At 52.4% G+C, this 16,118-nt stretch carries 12 protein-coding genes and 1 pseudogene; 11 read left to right on the top strand and 2 right to left on the bottom strand.

All coding sequences use genetic code 11. The features are described from left to right. Positions 1-178 precede the first annotated feature (178 nt). Complete coding sequence (locus A7K61_RS03565) at positions 179-991, top strand: M949_RS01915 family surface polysaccharide biosynthesis protein (RefSeq protein ID WP_069556936.1); 813 nt, start codon at positions 179-181, stop codon at positions 989-991. Positions 992-1,099: 108 nt separating this feature from the next. Continuing rightward, on the top strand, positions 1,100-2,014 hold the full coding sequence (gene xerC / locus A7K61_RS03560) for a tyrosine recombinase XerC (RefSeq protein WP_069556935.1): 915 nt from the start codon (positions 1,100-1,102) through the stop codon (positions 2,012-2,014). Positions 2,015-2,404: 390 nt separating this feature from the next. On the opposite strand, the gene A7K61_RS03555 is transcribed toward xerC, so the two are convergent. After that, positions 2,405-3,616, bottom strand: coding sequence for a multidrug effflux MFS transporter (locus A7K61_RS03555; protein ID WP_069556934.1), 1,212 nt, complete (start codon positions 3,614-3,616; stop codon positions 2,405-2,407). A gap of 157 nt (positions 3,617-3,773) precedes the next feature. Between A7K61_RS03555 and A7K61_RS34155 the strand changes: the two are divergent. The 7 genes and pseudogenes from A7K61_RS34155 to A7K61_RS32105 all read left to right on the top strand — a co-directional run. Next, positions 3,774-4,529 (top strand): annotated as a pseudogene (locus A7K61_RS34155) (MCP four helix bundle domain-containing protein); the annotation flags it as partial. After that, complete coding sequence (locus A7K61_RS34150) at positions 4,524-5,387, top strand: methyl-accepting chemotaxis protein (RefSeq protein ID WP_371914714.1); 864 nt, start codon at positions 4,524-4,526, stop codon at positions 5,385-5,387. The pseudogene A7K61_RS34155 and the gene A7K61_RS34150, both read left to right, overlap by 6 nt. A 246-nt stretch (positions 5,388-5,633) precedes the next feature. Beyond that, positions 5,634-6,188, top strand: a complete 555-nt coding sequence (locus A7K61_RS03545) for a hypothetical protein (RefSeq protein ID WP_256557695.1) — start codon at positions 5,634-5,636, stop codon at positions 6,186-6,188. Positions 6,189-6,972: 784 nt separating this feature from the next. Continuing rightward, positions 6,973-7,590, top strand: a complete 618-nt coding sequence (locus A7K61_RS03540; protein ID WP_019817046.1) for a hypothetical protein — start codon at positions 6,973-6,975, stop codon at positions 7,588-7,590. Then, positions 7,587-9,593 (top strand): hypothetical protein, encoded by a 2,007-nt coding sequence (locus tag A7K61_RS03535; protein ID WP_019817045.1) that lies wholly within the window; start codon positions 7,587-7,589, stop codon positions 9,591-9,593. The genes A7K61_RS03540 and A7K61_RS03535 overlap by 4 nt, the downstream gene beginning before the upstream one ends. Further along, a complete protein-coding gene (locus tag A7K61_RS03530; protein ID WP_019817044.1) occupies positions 9,593-10,558 on the top strand; it encodes an ATP-binding protein in 966 nt (321 codons plus the stop codon). Before A7K61_RS03535 ends, A7K61_RS03530 begins: the two co-directional genes overlap by 1 nt. A gap of 3 nt (positions 10,559-10,561) precedes the next feature. After that, entirely contained in the window at positions 10,562-12,016 is a 1,455-nt protein-coding gene (locus tag A7K61_RS32105) for a hypothetical protein (protein ID WP_139129452.1), read from the top strand. Between the two features lie 414 nt (positions 12,017-12,430). On the opposite strand, the gene A7K61_RS03525 is transcribed toward A7K61_RS32105, so the two are convergent. Continuing rightward, positions 12,431-12,718 carry a hypothetical protein gene (locus A7K61_RS03525; RefSeq protein ID WP_171905453.1) on the bottom strand — a complete coding sequence of 96 codons (288 nt, stop codon included), beginning with the start codon at positions 12,716-12,718 and terminating at the stop codon, positions 12,431-12,433. 232 nt (positions 12,719-12,950) lie between these two features. Here A7K61_RS03525 and A7K61_RS03520 point away from each other — a divergent pair, with 232 nt between their 5' ends. Together A7K61_RS03520 and A7K61_RS03515 are read left to right on the top strand one after the other, a co-directional pair. Next, a complete protein-coding gene (locus tag A7K61_RS03520; protein WP_019817042.1) occupies positions 12,951-13,238 on the top strand; it encodes a helix-turn-helix domain-containing protein in 288 nt (95 codons plus the stop codon). Between the two features lie 630 nt (positions 13,239-13,868). Then, positions 13,869-15,908 carry a hypothetical protein gene (locus tag A7K61_RS03515; protein WP_019817039.1) on the top strand — a complete coding sequence of 680 codons (2,040 nt, stop codon included), beginning with the start codon at positions 13,869-13,871 and terminating at the stop codon, positions 15,906-15,908. Positions 15,909-16,118: the final 210 nt, after the last annotated feature.

Genomic DNA, 16,118 nt, shown 5'->3' with positions numbered 1-16,118 from the left:
TTCAGCTAAGTAATCAAGGCGTTACAGGTAAGCCTCACAGGGCGATATCGGAGCTTCGTGCAGGGCGCTTGGTTCAATTTGAGCGAGGCGATCGGGCCAATGCGCGCCCTTCAACAATCTTCTCTGCATTGGCGCTCAAGTGCCGGTAAAGTAAGCCCTCTCTTGCCAGGGTACTCGGATGAATAGCGTGCAGCTTTTGCGCGGCCCATTGCGGCCCGTGCTGATGGGATTGTTGATGACGGTGGCCTGTGCCACCAGCGTGCGGGCCGAACAGGGCGTCGCGCTGACGCCGCTGGACCAGGTGCCGGAAGGGGTGGAAGTGCGCGGCAAGCAAGTCGCCGCGTATACCTGGGATGACCGCCAGGGCAAAAACCTGCTGGTACTCGCCGAGCAAGTCGGTGAGCGCGATGACGATGGTACCCAATCGGCCTTTGTCTACGCGGCGCAGTACGTGCTGAGTGGCGAGCGCCCCAAGCGCGTCTGGATGCTGTATGACGATGTGCAGCACTGCGAGTTCGACGCCGGGCTGCGCTTTGACCGGGCCGCCACCAAGGTCACCGACCTGCTGGGCGATGGCAATACCCAGGCTACCGTCGGCTATTCACGCGCTTGCACCAGTGACGTCAGCCCCAACGAATTCAAGCTGATCATGCATGTCGGCAAGTCCGAGAAGTATCGTCTGCGTGGTCTTGACCGCGTGGGCGCCAGTTGGTGGGATGAAGACGCGGGCGCCTTGCGCGGCATGCCACTACCCACTGACTGCAGCGTCACGGCGCAGCAAGCGTTGGTCAGCCAATACAAGGAGCAGGGCACCGAACTGCCACTGCCGGGTTGCTATGGCAACGAGAAGGACTTTGCCAAGGCGCCGGACAGTTACCTCGCCTTTATGCGCCAGCAGTGGTTCGCGCTGATGCAGCAACAGGACGCCGACTGGAGCCAGTCCCTGGCCCAACCCCAGGCAGCCAGCGAGGACGACGATACAGCCCCGTGATTTTGTGCGAGGGCCGGTCCTGGGTTAGACTCGGCCTTCGCCAACCCACTAAATACATCGATTAATCAAATAGTTGGTCGGTGTATTTAATCCAAAGGCTGATCTACCTTGACCGAGTCCATTTGCAACCCGCTGACCCTTTATCTCACCCGCCTGGCGCCTTCCAGCCAACTGACCATGCGCTACGTGCTGCAGGATGCCGCCGACCGCCTGGGTTTCGAAGACCTCAACCTCGAAGAGATTGACTGGCACCTGCTGCAGCCCGAACACGTTATTGCATTGGTGGCTGCCTTGCGCGAGGACGGCTTTGCGCCGAACACCTCGTCGCTGTATGTGAATGCGGTGCGCGGGGTGATGAATGAAGCGTGGCGCATGAGCTTGATCAGCCAGGACCACCTGTTGAGGATGCGCTCGGTCAAGGCCACACCCGGCACGCGCCTGGGCCAGGGCCGCAACCTGCGCCGCACCTTGATCCGCGAGATGCTCGACGTCTGCGCCGCCGACCCTCGGCCCCAGGGCCTGCGGGATGCCGCGGTGATCGGGCTGTTATATGGCTCGGGCATGCGCAAGTCGGAGTCGGTCAACCTGGACCTGGCGCAGGTCAACTTTGACGAGCGCAGTTTGCGCGTGATCGGCAAGGGCAACAAGGAACTGGTCAAGTACGCGCCGGACTGGGCGTTTGCCAAACTTCAGGCCTGGCTGGCGTTTCGTCGCGAGCAGCTCAAGGAAGGTGAGCAGGACGACAGCTTCCTGTTTAACCGCATCCGTCGAGGCAGCCATATCACCCGGGAACGCATCACCAAGCATGCGATTTACTACATCGCGCGCCAGCGTGGTGATCAGGTAGGGGTCAAGATCATGCCCCATGATTTCCGTCGTTCGTTTATCACGCGGGTGATCGAGGAGCATGATTTGTCGATTGCGCAGAAGCTGGCGCATCACACTAACATCCAGACCACTGCCAGCTATGACGTGCGTGACGACAATGAGCGGCGGCGGGCGGTGGATCGGTTTGATTTGTAGGCGGCGGGGGCATGTGGGAGCTGGCTTGCCTGCGATGATGGCCTGCAGTCAACACAGTTAGACCGAGTACATATCCGTTATTTAGGTAACGGCCACCTAGGGTTCCGCTCTGACAGCGGCTCACTTTTGAAAAGCGCAAAAGTAAGCAAAACGCTTTTGCCCCACCACTCGGCACCTCGCTCCGGCTTGAATCCGTGGGCCGCCGTCATGGGCCATCCTTGGCCCAGGACGGCTAACCCGGCGTCCTGCCGGGTTACCCACGAATTCAAGCCTGCGTTCGGCCAGCGTGGTTTAACGGGGCGCCTGAGATCAAGATCAAAAGCAGAGCAACGGCAAGATCAAGAGCGACTCGCTTCGCATCGTGGTTACCGTTGGCTGCTACAACCATACTCAGGAGGAGGGCGGGGCGCTTGAAGCCAAATGAGCCGGTAAGCGCCGCAGCGTCCACCAGGTGGTCAGCATCGCGGCAAGCGCACACAACGCGATACCGATCAACATCGGCGCCGGGGTATGGTCGGCAAATAGGCCCACCAAGGTCATCGCAACAGCAGCAGTGACCATCTGGATCGCGCCCAGCAGTGCAGACGCAGAACCGGCCACTGCACCGTGATCCTCTAACGACAACACCCCGGCCGCCGGCAATAGCAGGCCAAGAAAGCCAAAACCAATAAACAACAGCCCCATCATCAGGGCCAGGCTGTCGCACCACAGCGTAGTCGCCGCCAGCAAGCTCATGACCGCCGCCACGCCCACCACCGACCAGCGAATCAACGGCGCCAGCCCAAAGCGGGCGCTGAGGCGTGCGGTCAGTTGGCTCATGGCAAAAAACGAGGCCGCGTTGAGGGCAAAGCACAGGCTGAACTGGGTGGGCGTCAGGCCGAAATACTCGATGTACACGAAGGGCGCGCTACCGATGAACACAAAGAAGGTAGCCAGGCCAAACCCGCACACCACCGACAATCCCGTAAAAACCGGGTCGCGCAGGAGGGCGCCATAGCTGCCGAACGCCTGGCCCAGGGTCTTGCCCAGGCGGCGCTCGGCCGGGTGGGTTTCTGGTAGTTGTACAGCGGTCATCACCAGACACAGCACGGCCACCACCGCCAACACGGCAAACACTTCGCGCCAGCTCCAGATCGAAATCACCAGGCTACCGGCCAAAGGCGCGAGGATCGGTGAAACACTCATCACCAGCATCAACAAAGCCATCAGACGCGCGGCTTCATGGCCGGTGTACAGGTCGCGGACGATCGCCCTTGGGATCACCATCCCCGCGCAGGCACCGAACGCTTGTATGGCTCGAAAGCCGATCAGCACTTCGATAGTCGGGGCCAGTGCGCAGCCGACGCTGCCAATGGCAAAGATCACCAAACCCGCATAAATCGGTGGTTTACGCCCGAACACATCGCTGAGGGGGCCGTAGAACAACTGGCACACGCCGATAATCATGAAGAACACCGTCAAACTCATCTGCACCGCCGCCGGCGAGGCCTGGAGGCTGGCGCCCAGGGTGGGCAGCGCTGGCAGGTAGATGTCGATGGCAAAGGGGCCGACGGCGGTGATCAAGCCCAGCAACAAGGCCAGACGGGCGATACGTTGAGGCATTTGGCAGATCCAGGTAGAGCAACGGACGCTCAGCTTAAGGGAACCGCGCAGATCCGCAAACTTAGGCTTCACTAACAAGCAACAGCTGCCGATACAGCTAGCAGCGACACTCAAACGGTTGGGTTCCCAACCGGCAGGCCTGGCACGGGGTACCACTATGACGATCAAATTACGCTTGGTGCTGTTGATTGCGACCGGGTTGCTCACCGCTTTGATCATGAGCCTGGCTGGCTACCTGGGCAATACGCGGATGGCCGATGCGGTACAGGACAACGACGTCAGCATGACGGTACTGCGCAACCACATGGAAGCCGACATGATGCACGACGCCCTGCGTGCGGATGTGCTGTCTGCCATGTTGGTCGGGCTGGGCAAAAGCACCAGTACGCCGGCCGAGGTCAACAGCTCGATCAAGGAGCATGCCGAACACTTCCGCGAGGTGCTGGCGGAAAACCTCAAGCTGCCACTGGACGCCTCGATCAAGGCCAGCCTGGAAAAAATCAAACCCAGCCTGGACACCTACATCAGCGCCGGCGAGCGCATCGTCGCCCTGGCCCTGGAGAACCCCGAGGCCGCACGAGGGGAACTGCAGACCTTCAATGCCGCGTTCAGCCAGTTGGAAGAACAAATGGCAGCGTTGAGCGAACTGATCGAAAACAATACCCAACTCACCAGCACCGGTACCCGGCAAACCATCAGTAACGCCAACTGGACCTTGATTATCGTATTGGGCGCGAGCCTGCTGTTGCTGCTGGCACAAGGACGTTGGGTGACCCTGAGCATCATGGGGCCGTTGCGCACCGCCAGCCATATTGCCCAGAGCATTGCCCATGGCAACCTGAGCGAGCCGATTGTCGAACCCAAGAACCAGGACGAAGCCAGTACGCTGATTCGCAGCCTGGCGACGATGCAGCGGGATTTGCGCGGCATGATCGAAGTGGTTCGCAGCAATGCCCATGGCGTCAATGGCATGAGCGAGCGCCTCAGCCAGGGTTGCCATGAAGTGGCAGGCAGCAGCCAGCAACAAAGCGTCGCCGCCAGCACCATGGCCGCCGCCGCAAGCGAAATGACCGCCAGCATCGAAGAAATCACCCGTCACGCCCAGCGTGCCCTGGACATGGCCAGCCAGGCTGAAACCCTGGCCAAGGACGGCGGCCGCGTCATTCACCAGGTGGTCAGCGACATGGACGGCATCGCCCGTTCTGCCCAACAGTCAGCCCAAGTGATCCGCACACTGGACAAGGAGTCTGAAGCGATCTACAGCATCATCCAGGTGATCAAGGGGATTGCCGACCAGACCAACCTGCTGGCCCTGAACGCCGCCATCGAAGCCGCCCGCGCCGGTGAACAAGGGCGCGGCTTTGCAGTCGTGGCCGACGAAGTGCGCAGCCTGGCCGGACGCACCAGCGCCTCCACCCAGGAAATCGCCAGCATGGTCGGGAGCATCCAGCAGAACACCCGAGCAGCGGTGATCAGCATGGAGGAGGGCGTTGCTCAAGTGGACAAGGGCATGGCAGTGACTGCCGAAGTGGAACGCGCCATTCGCGAGATCCTCCAGGCTACGCTGAGTACCACTGAATTGGTCAATGATATTTCCCGCACTATTAGCGAGCAGAGCCTGGCCAGTAATGAGATTGCTCATCAGGTGGAGAGGATTGCGGGGATGTCGGAAAGTAACAGCCGGGTAATCGCGGGCACGGCATCGACCACCGATGAGCTATCCAGCCTGGCAGGGCAGCTGTCGCAGTCGGTTGATCGGTTTAAGATGTAGGAGCCTAAGAACCTGGCCCGGGTTCCAGTAGAGGCGATAAGCAGCCTGCATATAACTCAACTAAATAGTCATTTAGTCGAGTTATAACTCATTATTATTAGTGGAGTAGGGTAGCTCACAAGATGATCTACGGGTAGCTCATCCTTGTTCGTTATCTTCCAAGCATGTTCGGTATCTTTCAAGCACACGTCTAATCGGTAAAAGCCCCGTAAATCAACGGCTCTAGCCATCTGAGGTGCCTATTCAATGGAGTATTCGATGGGGCATTTTCCAAGCTGGATGCTTCAAAGCGCTCATAATTACCTGAAAGCTTCTGAGGTTCTGGACGCGCAGAACCTACCGCACGTTGCCCAGGTCAATGCGGCGATTGGTATGGAAATTCTGCTCAAGAGCTTTATTTCCGTGCCTGACCAACATCAAGGTACATCCGGCGAGACCTACAAACTCGACTCTGTAGCGTTGGCCGCGGCTCACCAACATCTGAAAAGCGTTGGCAAAACCAACCGTAAAACGGCTGATAAGCACGATCTATTGACGTTGTTTCATGCGATACCCGAAGCGATTCGTAGCAGCTTGTCGCTGGACAGCCAGGAAGATTCCTTCGAGAGATACCGCGACGTGTTCACCAACAGCCGGTATCCGTATGAGCCGAGCAGCTGGAAATTTTCCGACCCGGTGCTGATGAGGTTGCTGCGGTGGACGCTGGCCAATGTGGTTGGCTATTACAAGGCGCAAGGTTCTCAGGATCAGTTCGTTCTGAATTACATCGTTGAGGTGCAGGCACGAGCTGCGGCACAGTGATTCGAGGCCCGGGCAGTCCCCAGAACTAAAGTATTGACATTTTTACCACCTAAAAATAGCAAAAAAAACAGATCGTTAGCAAAATCTAGCATCGGCGTGGTGCCAAGATATGAAAAGAAATTAGTCCCGGCTTTGGAAGTGATTATTTTTCTAAGAATGCGTAGGAACTAAATTACTGTCGGTGCTGCAGCAACACTATAGGAGCCCGAACGCCGGCTTAAAGGGGAGTTCATTACCCACTGCGTATAGGTCACAGAGGCTATTGTTGGATGGATGGCTACAAGTGTGGCCACCCAATCTGAGTTTGCCTCCTTCGACCTCAGTAAATACAGATTATGAAAAGGGTGACGTATTTGACCAAGGGCCGTTTTGTCCCGGTCAGTGTGTTATTGGGTTTGGTGATAACGCGTTAATCACGAGCAAAAATTACGCGCACCAATTTGCTTATTTTTTAATTGGGTCTCGCTGAAAAGGTAAGGGGCTTTGCCTATTTCTTATAGGTCAGCATACGAGGGGGGATCTCAGGTTGACAATCTCTAAAATGCGGAAGCTCTGAATATTTAATACACTACACGTATGCATATGATAGGACTGCAAGCCGTTGCATTAATACGATACTAAACACGTAGCTGTAATAATTTGAAGAATACCTATTTGACCGCAGGCTGACTTGGTTTGTAGAGCCACTATATGGCAATTAAGCGATAGAAATTTATGATTAATTGATATAACAAGAAAAATATTCTGGGGGTAGATTAAAGCCTAATGAAAACGGAGAGCTGGTATGGCTTCGGGCAAGCAATCTCTCAAGCAAGCGCATAGGAAGCGAATTATTCGAGAGGTAAGAGCGCGCGGTCACAGTAATAGAAATCTATGGTATGTGTACAGCGTCAAGCTAAAACAGGACTTGGTGTTGTCTTCTGATCTAGCGTTAGTCTACTGGCTAGTATTTCTTGAGATTAATCTAGATGTGGTGTCATTTCGGCAGTCTGAGGGAAGCGAAACTTTTGATTTTTTAGTGCAAAAAAGATCAGGAGATCTAGTTGAAGTTGAACTCTCGAACTTGGGTGAGCCTGCGGATAACAGTAGTGAGAAAAGTGTTCGAGTTCCATCAGTGCAAGTTATGAAGGAGGCGCCTTTCGCGATAAAAATTATGAAAGCTTTGGCATTTGCCGCGGCTATCAGATCGCTCGATTGTGTAGCAGCTTCGAATGCCATACGTGCAATTGAGGTGTCGCTTGGGGAGGGGGACATAAAGAGTGTACTTTCGAAGGCTCCGCTTGTCGCACCTCCGATAGTTTGCGGTGTTTTAGTACGTCACTTTATCGCGGGGCATATCGAAATTGATTTTGCGGGTAAACCCTCATTCGGGTATCACACCCAATGGAAATGTCGGTCATGACTACGATAAATAATGAGACTAACAATTGGGTCGAAAGCTTAAGCAAGCGAGCGATAGCGCTAGGCACTTTTCATGACTGGCCAAAGCCTGAATTGGTGGGATTGACTGACCAAGAGATAGAGAAATTTCAGCTAAAGTTTTTGGCAATGAAACTCTACTGTGAAGGCCTACCATTAAACAGCATCGTTGCTGCAACAGGTATAAATAGGCAGTGTATAAATTATTACGCGTCACGGTGCATGCAGTTGGCTCCTGACGGCTTATGTTGGGGATGCCGCGCACTGTTGCCGTATTTGCATACAAAGAAGTATAGCAGATCCAAGCAAGCGGCTCCAAAACTTCCTGAAGCTCAAGGCGGGTACTCTGGGCTCTTGGGCGCAGTCTTAAAAAAGTATCCAGATTTAGAGAGTAGATTTATTAGGAAAGTTCTTTCTTATTCAGATCCGGAGTCTGAAAGCGAGTATGCCATCAGTTCAAAAACACTACATAAGATATTTCTTGCTTCGCTTAAGGAGTTCGGTGTTAAGGAAGATGAATGGCCGTTTAATACTTTGTATCAAGGGCAGCGTACGATATATGATTACATTAAAAATATAAGAGAAAGCAATTTTAGTCGCATGATTCGCCTTGAAGGGACGCGCGAGGCGAAAGCACATATGGCGGTCGGAAAGGGACCAAGACCTGGATTGGTCTACACTGAACCATTCGAAGCTGTTGAGATTGATGGTTATAAAATTGATTGTCACTCTTCAGTTTTAATGAAGGCGCCGAATGGAACTTATATCCCCAAAAGGATTAGCCGGATATGGGTCGTACTCATGATTGATTGTGCATCGGGGGCGGTGCTGTCCTATAAGTGTGTTTTTCGATCAGAGATTTCAGCTACGGACGTGGTTGATGTCATGCGTTATTCTGTTGTAGGGCAGCAAAAACCAGAGCCCGGTATTGAAGGACTGATATATCCCGAAGGCAGCGGATTGCCTAATGACGTTATTCCGCAGTGTAAAGGAGCCTTATTTACGGTTGTAAAATTCGATGGGGCACTGGCTCACCTATCGGTAAAAGTTACAAATGCTGCAAGAAAAGAGTTGGGCTATTTCTGGACGGTTGGTGCACCTGCGCACTTTGAAAGGCGACCATGTGTAGAGCATGTATTTGGCTTGCTCTCCAATAATGTATTTTGCCGACTTTTAAGTACGACGGGCCACGGCCCTAACAATGGGCGTGCGGAAAACTGTGAGGAAGTTGCGACGCAAGCCCCGATTCTTGTTGAGCATTTGCTTCATCTACTTGATGTTGAAATAGCTCAGCATAATACAAGGATGAGTGAAGGCCTGTTTTTCTTGTCACCGTTAGACTTTATCAGGCAAAAACTGGAGAAAGATCACCAGCACTTCATGGTGAGAACGTTACCGGATGCCAGTGCTATGGGGGATACTATATTGCAGATGAAAAAAACAGTTAATGTTCGAGGTAGCAAAAAAAATGGCCGCCATCCTTATATTCAATTTATGAAAGTTCGTTACACGTCAAGCTATTTGCACGATGCGTGGGCAATGATTGGATCGAAGGTCGTACTGCACATTGATGAAAACGACTTAAGATTTGTAACAGCATTCACGATGGAAGGTTTTTTGCTTGGAAAGCTTGTTGCAGTTGGAAAATGGGCAGATACCAAGCATGATTTGCGAACCCGTAAAGCCATCAACTCAAAGGTGGCGGATAGAACGTTGCAAGTCAGCTTTGAACAAGATCCAGTTCTAGCTTATCTGGCTTTTTTAAGTAAGTCGAAGAGCAAAAAATCCATAGCTATTTCGGCCGACTCGGCAACCGAGGCGAAGCGTGTAGCGAGTGAGGCGGGAGCGCCATTAGTAGTTTCCGGATCCGCTAATAATTCAATTCCGGCGCTGGAAGGGAAACCGTTGGAGTTTTCGGACTCATTAATCATTGGTAGAAAGATTCCTGACCTGAATGAACTGCTCAGAAAAAGAAGGCTAAAATAATGGAATCCAAACAAGAGTTTGATAGGGAGGCTTATTTAGAGAGTCACCCGATTGTAAGTACTTTTTACACGCTGATTACGCCGATGATCGAAAAGGTCTATTCCATTTTTCGAGAAAGAGTATTCTCAAGACATACTGGGACCTTCTTGTATGCTCAGCCGAGAATGGGTAAGACAAGGTGCGCTAATGCCGTTAGAGACCTACTGGCCACCGAATTTCCAAAAAAATATGTCCTGTATCATACAGCAGATGGAAACAAGTCAGCTCACTTGACTCGCGATTTGGTTTTTGGAGCAGGGTTGTACAAAAATCCAAAAGAGTCATACAGCGCTTTGATTGAAAAATTTATCCTTCATGTACGTGTTGAAGTGGAATCAAGAGGTGGTAGGCACTTTGTAATAATTATTGATGAAAATCAACTTTTGTCGATAGACAGTTGGAATGAGTTACTTGTCATTCATAATCGTTTGGAGGAGCATGGCATTAGCATGACGACGCTAGGATTCGGACAGGAGGAGATACTTCAAAGAAGAAATTTATTATTCGGTGTTGGAGCAACCAACTTAGTGGCTCGGTTTTTAAGTGAGCCAATTCATTTTGACGGATGTTTGTCAGAAGCTGATTTCGAAAGCATACTCAATGAGTACGATTTGAATAAAGAATATCCGCTTGACTCGGGGTGCACATATACCGATTTCTTTTTGCCTAAGGCCTTTGCAGCAAATTTCCGATTGACCAGTTACAAAAAACTTATTTGGGCCGAGTTAATGAATGTAGCAGGGGAAAATGGCCCCCGCGTATTACCTCTTGAACATATTTTCCGCGTTATCGAAAGGATTTTAATGCGTTCCCGCCATATGGATAGCTCAGAGTTTCAAGTCACGGAAGGGATTGTTAAGGAGGCAGTGGGCGCAAGTTTAATCGCTGAATTTGTATCGTTGATGCGACAGGCAGAAAGGAAGTAGCCCATGAAACTCACATATGGACACTTTAACTATATTCCATTTGAGTCATCGTGGGGGATCCTGCTAAAAGCAAGCGCATTAAACTTCACTCGCCCGTTACAACTACTCAACGAGATTTCACGATTTCAGCAGTCCAGTCGTCCTGTTCAGTACTGGAGGGGGCGTGCCATTGATGACTCCAAGCTGGCCGAAGCGCTTTCCCTGCCATATCCTGCAGTCAGGCGGGCTTTTATCGATAACCTGGTGGAATGTACGCCATTCAATTCGGTGGTTTATATACGACACTGCGCAAAATGTATCGCTCTAGGTTACCACTCAGTGTTCTTTCTTCTCCAAATGATAAAGCGGTGCCCTTGGCATAACCTACCACTTGAGCTATGCGTGCCCTGCAGCAATGCCATGAGGCTAGGACTATTTTTTTCTCCATCACCTGGAGGATTCGTCGCCAAGACGCGCTGCGATCATTTTGTTTTTGATTCTTCCGGGTCCGTCTACCTGAATAGCACTACTCCAGAGCAGCGGAATAAGTATGTGGAAGTTGGCTTAAGGATCGAAGCATGGCTTCATGCTGCGAGTGCAATGAAAGATCCTGTAGTCGACTACGCAGTGTCTCTGCTTCACGCCGCCAAAGTAGAAAGCACAGACTTTAACGAGCAAGCGCAGTTCGTCAATATCGGTCTCAATTTCGCGATCACCGAATTACGAGGATTCCCCTTTCCTAACGCAATCACTACTCGACCCATCCCTCCTTATAGAAAGATCGGCGCTACATACAGTCATCAAGAGGCTACAGATTTTGATCTCAGCGCGCGAGAAGTATACGTTCGATACCGGTGTGTTCGTCGATACTTGTACAAGACGTATGTGAAACCGCATTTGGAGTGCTATAAATATCTGAGTTCCCTAGATGCTCAGAGTCGACATGGTCTCGACTGCCGGTGCGCCTGTACGGTGTCTGCAGCGTTTTTGGCTTGGCGTTTAGCGTTGCACTATCGATTTCCTGCTGATGGGCGCGCGATCAATCTTACTACACCGAGTTGGCGTTTCCGTCCGACCTCTCCACGTCAAATTATGACTCTCTGGATAACGCAGTTTTATGCTATCTGGACCGGCATTGAATCCAGATGCGCAAATTGCAACCGAGACCGGGACCGTTTTTCGGTTGAGCTGTCGGGTGGAGATTCCCTTATGTTGGGGGCGGATGTCATCAGCATTACCAGTGTTGACGTAGATAAAAGTTCTGATGTGACCTGCTTGCACGTTTGCTCCGACTGGCTATCTCGGCAAAGCGATAAGCGATGCAGTATGAGGTTACGCGTTAGCGACCAGAGTAATTTTCACGCAACTGAAGCCGTCAACAGCTGGTCCTACACACCCGAACCGAAGACTTTTCTACGCTTTTGGTATGGCAAACACAACAAAATAGGGCGCCCATCGCCATTTGTAGCCGCAGGTTGACGTAGATTCACCTGCTTTAAAAGACGTTTGTCGTTCATCCGATAAGGGTGGCGGCAAGCAGGTGTGACGGTTGTTATGAAATGCCTTCAAAACTGCATACCATTTCTCACCTATGGCTCTAGCATAGTCATTTGCACAACGATGCCAGCCTCGCTAGTCTAGGAGACTTTTTTCACTTTTAACCGCAGAGCGGGGTTAGTGCTTAGCGCTGTGTTTTTTGGGGCGACGACTGATCGATAACTGCCTGGTTAGCCAAATCAACGGTGCCCAATATAGCTTCCAGCAATCCAATATGTACCGTACTAGCGATTGTATAGTGCTCGGTTCCTTTAGACTTCCCATTAGGCTTTACCCCCTACACTGGTCTTTTTGAGGAGTACGTATTTCACGCTGAGTGTTTCTTTGCAGTGTCTTTTAGCCCTTCGCTAAGTAGATGGTACACACAACCTGATCTGTCACGTCGTCTGTTTGCCCTTGGGTGTAGAGGCGGTCACCTAGCACTCTATAGATGTAGGATTTCGCTTTGCCTGGGCCGTTCCCCACCTCCGTCAATTCCAGGAGAGGCTCCATCAGCCATCGATCGGATTTGTTGACATAACTTGGGCTGACCAACTGAACGTCTTCCACCCATGCTGTAGATGTTTTCTCAGTCAAGACGTTCTGCAAGGTCTCTACCTTGGACAGCATCAACATTTGGCTCATCTGCAGGCCATCCTCATGATGAACCAATCGTACGTAGAACCAAGGCACATGCAAGCCATGCTCGATGTACGACCATAGCTGTACGTCCTCGCATAGAAATGCCGGCCTGGGTATTGCCGCATCCCGTGTCGTTCTAAACATACCACCGAAACCCTAGCGAAAATGAACACTATAGATTGTAGCTCTAAAGTGGTCGTTGCTGCCTTATAGTTCCTTTTGCGAGTTGTGCAAAATGGAGCTAAACCAAGCATTCGGACTGGCGCTGCAGCGTCTCAGGAAAAGCAGCGGGCTTACTCAAGAGGACTTTTCGACCGTCAGCAGTCGTACGTATCTCAGCACCTTGGAGCGCGGTCTCAAGAGCCCTACGCTGGAGAAAGTAGGGGAGCTGGCCTCCGTGATGGAAATCCAACCGCTGACGCTGCTCGCGTATGCCTATTTGCTACGCGATGAAACGCTCAGTCTTGAAGGAATGCTTGCTCAGGTCTACGGTGAGCTAACGGCGCTCGCATCTGAAGGTTGAGCGAGGCGACGGATCAGGACTAAGTCAATGGCGACGCTCCTGCATGCGGAGTAGGTCGGTGCCTAGCATGAGGTTGTGTGGGGCGAGCCGATATGGATGCACTTGCCCCGTGGAGCGCGCATGCCGGTGAAGCCTTCGGGCGAGAGCCCATGCCGCCAAGCCTTAAGGCTTGGTTCCGCCAAAGCATATTTATTTATGTGGAGGAATACGATCTTATGATTTAAGAGTTCCTGTGCCTATTTTCTCTTGCTAAAACAACCATCCAGCGCACATTTCTAATGGCAAAGCATCATTGCTGTACTTCGTGACATTTGACATCGCAGCGGGGTTTTAAGTCGCCCTATCCAAGTCTAGAGAGCTCTGAAGTCAGGTATCAACGTCAAAATTTGACTAGGCATATCCAAATCAATAAGCTTGAAGGGCTCGCTCTGAGGTTCGTGGGTGAAAACCTCCTCTCGGAGACACTTGAAATGAAAAAAGCCCATCACCCGATGGGCTTTTTTTTTGCTAGCAAACTTCTGAAAACGTTTGGTTCTACTGGTCGATCAAGTCAGCATCGCCCTCATGCAGACAGCGCCCGACTCTGGCATCGTGAATGCTAGGCAGTGAGGCCAATTTGACGAGGTAGATTTGAACGTGAACTGGGGAACGCTTGGGCTAGAAACACAGGAACAGGACGCGCTGGGCAGACCTATTTTCCCGCAACAATGGGGCGCACACCTGCATGACTTGGCTTCTGCAACCGTACATTCGCAGCACACTCCATTGGGGGCATCTCCATTTTCGTTCAGCGACATGAGCGGGGAGCAATTCGAGCAGTTCTGTTGGTGGCTACTTAGAAAGGATCATGACCTAGTTGGGTGCCAGGTGCTGGGCAAACAGGGAGCAAAACCTCAGGGCGGAATCGATTTGTTTGCCTTCCATCGTTCGCAGCCGGACGTATTGCGGGTCTATGAATGCAAATGCTGGAAACGATTTACTCCCGGTGCGTTAAGGGACACGGTGGATCGTTTTCTCTCTGGACGATGGGCCGACACCGCGCGCGTATTTACCTTGGTTCTTTCCAGCAGTGGCGTGCAGGGGTTGGGAGGCGAGTGGATTGAGGCTCGCAGAAAACTAGCCGACCGAGGCATCGAAGGGGTGATTTGGACCGCCGAGCATCTTTCAGAGAAGCTGCAAGCAGCACCTGACGTGATCAGTCGATTCTTCGGTGAAATGGCGGCGGCGGGGTGGGGGGCAGGGTGGATGCGACGGGTCGCTTTTCACGACGCGCTGCTTCAGGCGCTTGAAGACCCGCGACCGCACGTATCGAGGCTGGCTCATGACTTTATAGGTCAGGAGCGAGGCGCGAACGAGGAGCTGATTACCTGCCACGGCACAGACCGAGGCTGGTTCATGAGGAGGCCTTGGATCGAAATTTCGGCGCTGCTGCCTCGAGGCAAAGAGTTTCAGTATCCGGGATCTGCCATCGTTTCGCTGAAGCTTCCCGATACCGCGGGTGTGGATGTGGTTCTGGATCAAAAGTGGATGTTAAGGAACTTTCTGGGCCATTCTGAGAGCCCTGTATCTTCTGAAGCTAGGCCATTCTTCAAGGGGCCCCTGGCCTCGGACAAAATTGGCGAAATCGTCGATCTCAATCATTGCCGTTTCATAATCCCTCCTGAGGCCCTCAAGGAGATCATCAAAGCTTCGGATGCGCTTTCTGACGTATACCTCGGTGCGTTGCGGCAGCAAGAGTCTGATTGGGAGTCAGTGGGTTTTCCAGTCGTAACTTGGAACGGGCCGCAGGTGGCACTCTGCAAAGTGGATAGGCGGGTCTGGGAATGGATTCTCGCGTTCGCCAATCATCATGACGTACGTAAAGGCACGACTGAGTGGCATATTTTCCATGAGGCTCAGGATCGGCTGATGCCATTCTGTGAGTTGGGCTACAGGGGTATTTTCTGGGGGGTAAATATCCCCGATCTTTGCGATGAATCGGAAATAGCTATTCTTTGGGACCCGTCCTTTCTTGACGGGCGCGCGGACCGCCGAGCCGTCTGGTCCTGCATTGATACCTACACCTGGATTTATGAGGAACTGCTACCCGCCATCGGTAGGTGGATTTCCGCGAGTCGCTTCACGCGATTGCAGCGTTGGTTGCATCCGAAAGCAACGCAAAACGAGATGGCACGGATCGTAGAAACTTGGACCAGCGCTTGGATAGTGAGTGAAGTCCGAAGTGTGCATCTGTTGCCAGGAGACGCCTTCCGTAGCCTTGGGCTTTTTCTGACATTAAGTCGCCTTCAAAGCTTCTACAACATCGCAGGACGCTGTAGTCGGGCGCATTTTAGTCTCGAAGCTTGTATGGGGCTTTATCGCACGCTGCTCTGCTTGCTTGAGGGCGGGCGTGGGAATGCGCCTTACATGGGAGCTAACCTGGGACTACGAGCTAGCTGTCAGGACCACGCTGAGCTCAGAACCCACCTCGCCGAACAAATGAGGTGCGGGACGATCATCACCGAACCGGCTAGCGTAGAATATGTGATGCGCGCCATCCTTGAGGCAATCGGCGAGGACGACGGATGGGTTGATCCACGAATACGTGATGCGGCGTTCGAATCACTGATGCCTTGGATGGTATTTCATGACAGGCAATTGCTTATTGAGCGACACAGCCGATACATCTGAGACCGCCCGTTTCATTTAGGCCCCGCCAAAAAAATGGATCAGACCACGATTCAAGGTGTGCCGGGAGGAGGGGTCATAGCGAAGGGCAGCTTTTGGCCGATAGCCGCCTTTGACGGCATCTGGCTCGCCACCGAGCCCATGGATATGCTTCGCCGGTACCGAAACCGTGCTCGCCAAAGTGGTTACCTTTTTTTGTGCGGCGAAGCCGCA

It is taken from the genome of Pseudomonas sp. AP42 (assembly GCF_001728935.1).
Taxonomy (GTDB): Bacteria; Pseudomonadota; Gammaproteobacteria; order Pseudomonadales; family Pseudomonadaceae; genus Aquipseudomonas; species Aquipseudomonas lactis.
The sequence above is the reverse complement of the archived record's forward strand: the minus strand, read 5'-3'. Positions and strand labels throughout refer to the sequence as shown.

What these genes read in the sequence shown, in the direction of transcription:
- A7K61_RS03530 (WP_019817044.1), top strand. Translation starts at nt 9,593, where the DNA reads ATGGAATCCAAACAAGAGTTTGATAGGGAGGCTTATTTAGAGAGTCAC.
- A7K61_RS03545 (WP_256557695.1), top strand. Translation starts at nt 5,634, where the DNA reads ATGGAGTATTCGATGGGGCATTTTCCAAGCTGGATGCTTCAAAGCGCT.
- A7K61_RS34150 (WP_371914714.1), top strand. Translation starts at nt 4,524, where the DNA reads ATGCAGCGGGATTTGCGCGGCATGATCGAAGTGGTTCGCAGCAATGCC.
- A7K61_RS03520 (WP_019817042.1), top strand. Translation starts at nt 12,951, where the DNA reads ATGGAGCTAAACCAAGCATTCGGACTGGCGCTGCAGCGTCTCAGGAAA.
- A7K61_RS03540 (WP_019817046.1), top strand. Translation starts at nt 6,973, where the DNA reads ATGGCTTCGGGCAAGCAATCTCTCAAGCAAGCGCATAGGAAGCGAATT.
- A7K61_RS03555 (WP_069556934.1), bottom strand. Translation starts at nt 3,616, where the DNA reads ATGCCTCAACGTATCGCCCGTCTGGCCTTGTTGCTGGGCTTGATCACC.
- A7K61_RS03535 (WP_019817045.1), top strand. Translation starts at nt 7,587, where the DNA reads ATGACTACGATAAATAATGAGACTAACAATTGGGTCGAAAGCTTAAGC.
- A7K61_RS03565 (WP_069556936.1), top strand. Translation starts at nt 179, where the DNA reads ATGAATAGCGTGCAGCTTTTGCGCGGCCCATTGCGGCCCGTGCTGATG.
- A7K61_RS03525 (WP_171905453.1), bottom strand. Translation starts at nt 12,718, where the DNA reads ATGAGCCAAATGTTGATGCTGTCCAAGGTAGAGACCTTGCAGAACGTC.
- A7K61_RS32105 (WP_139129452.1), top strand. Translation starts at nt 10,562, where the DNA reads ATGAAACTCACATATGGACACTTTAACTATATTCCATTTGAGTCATCG.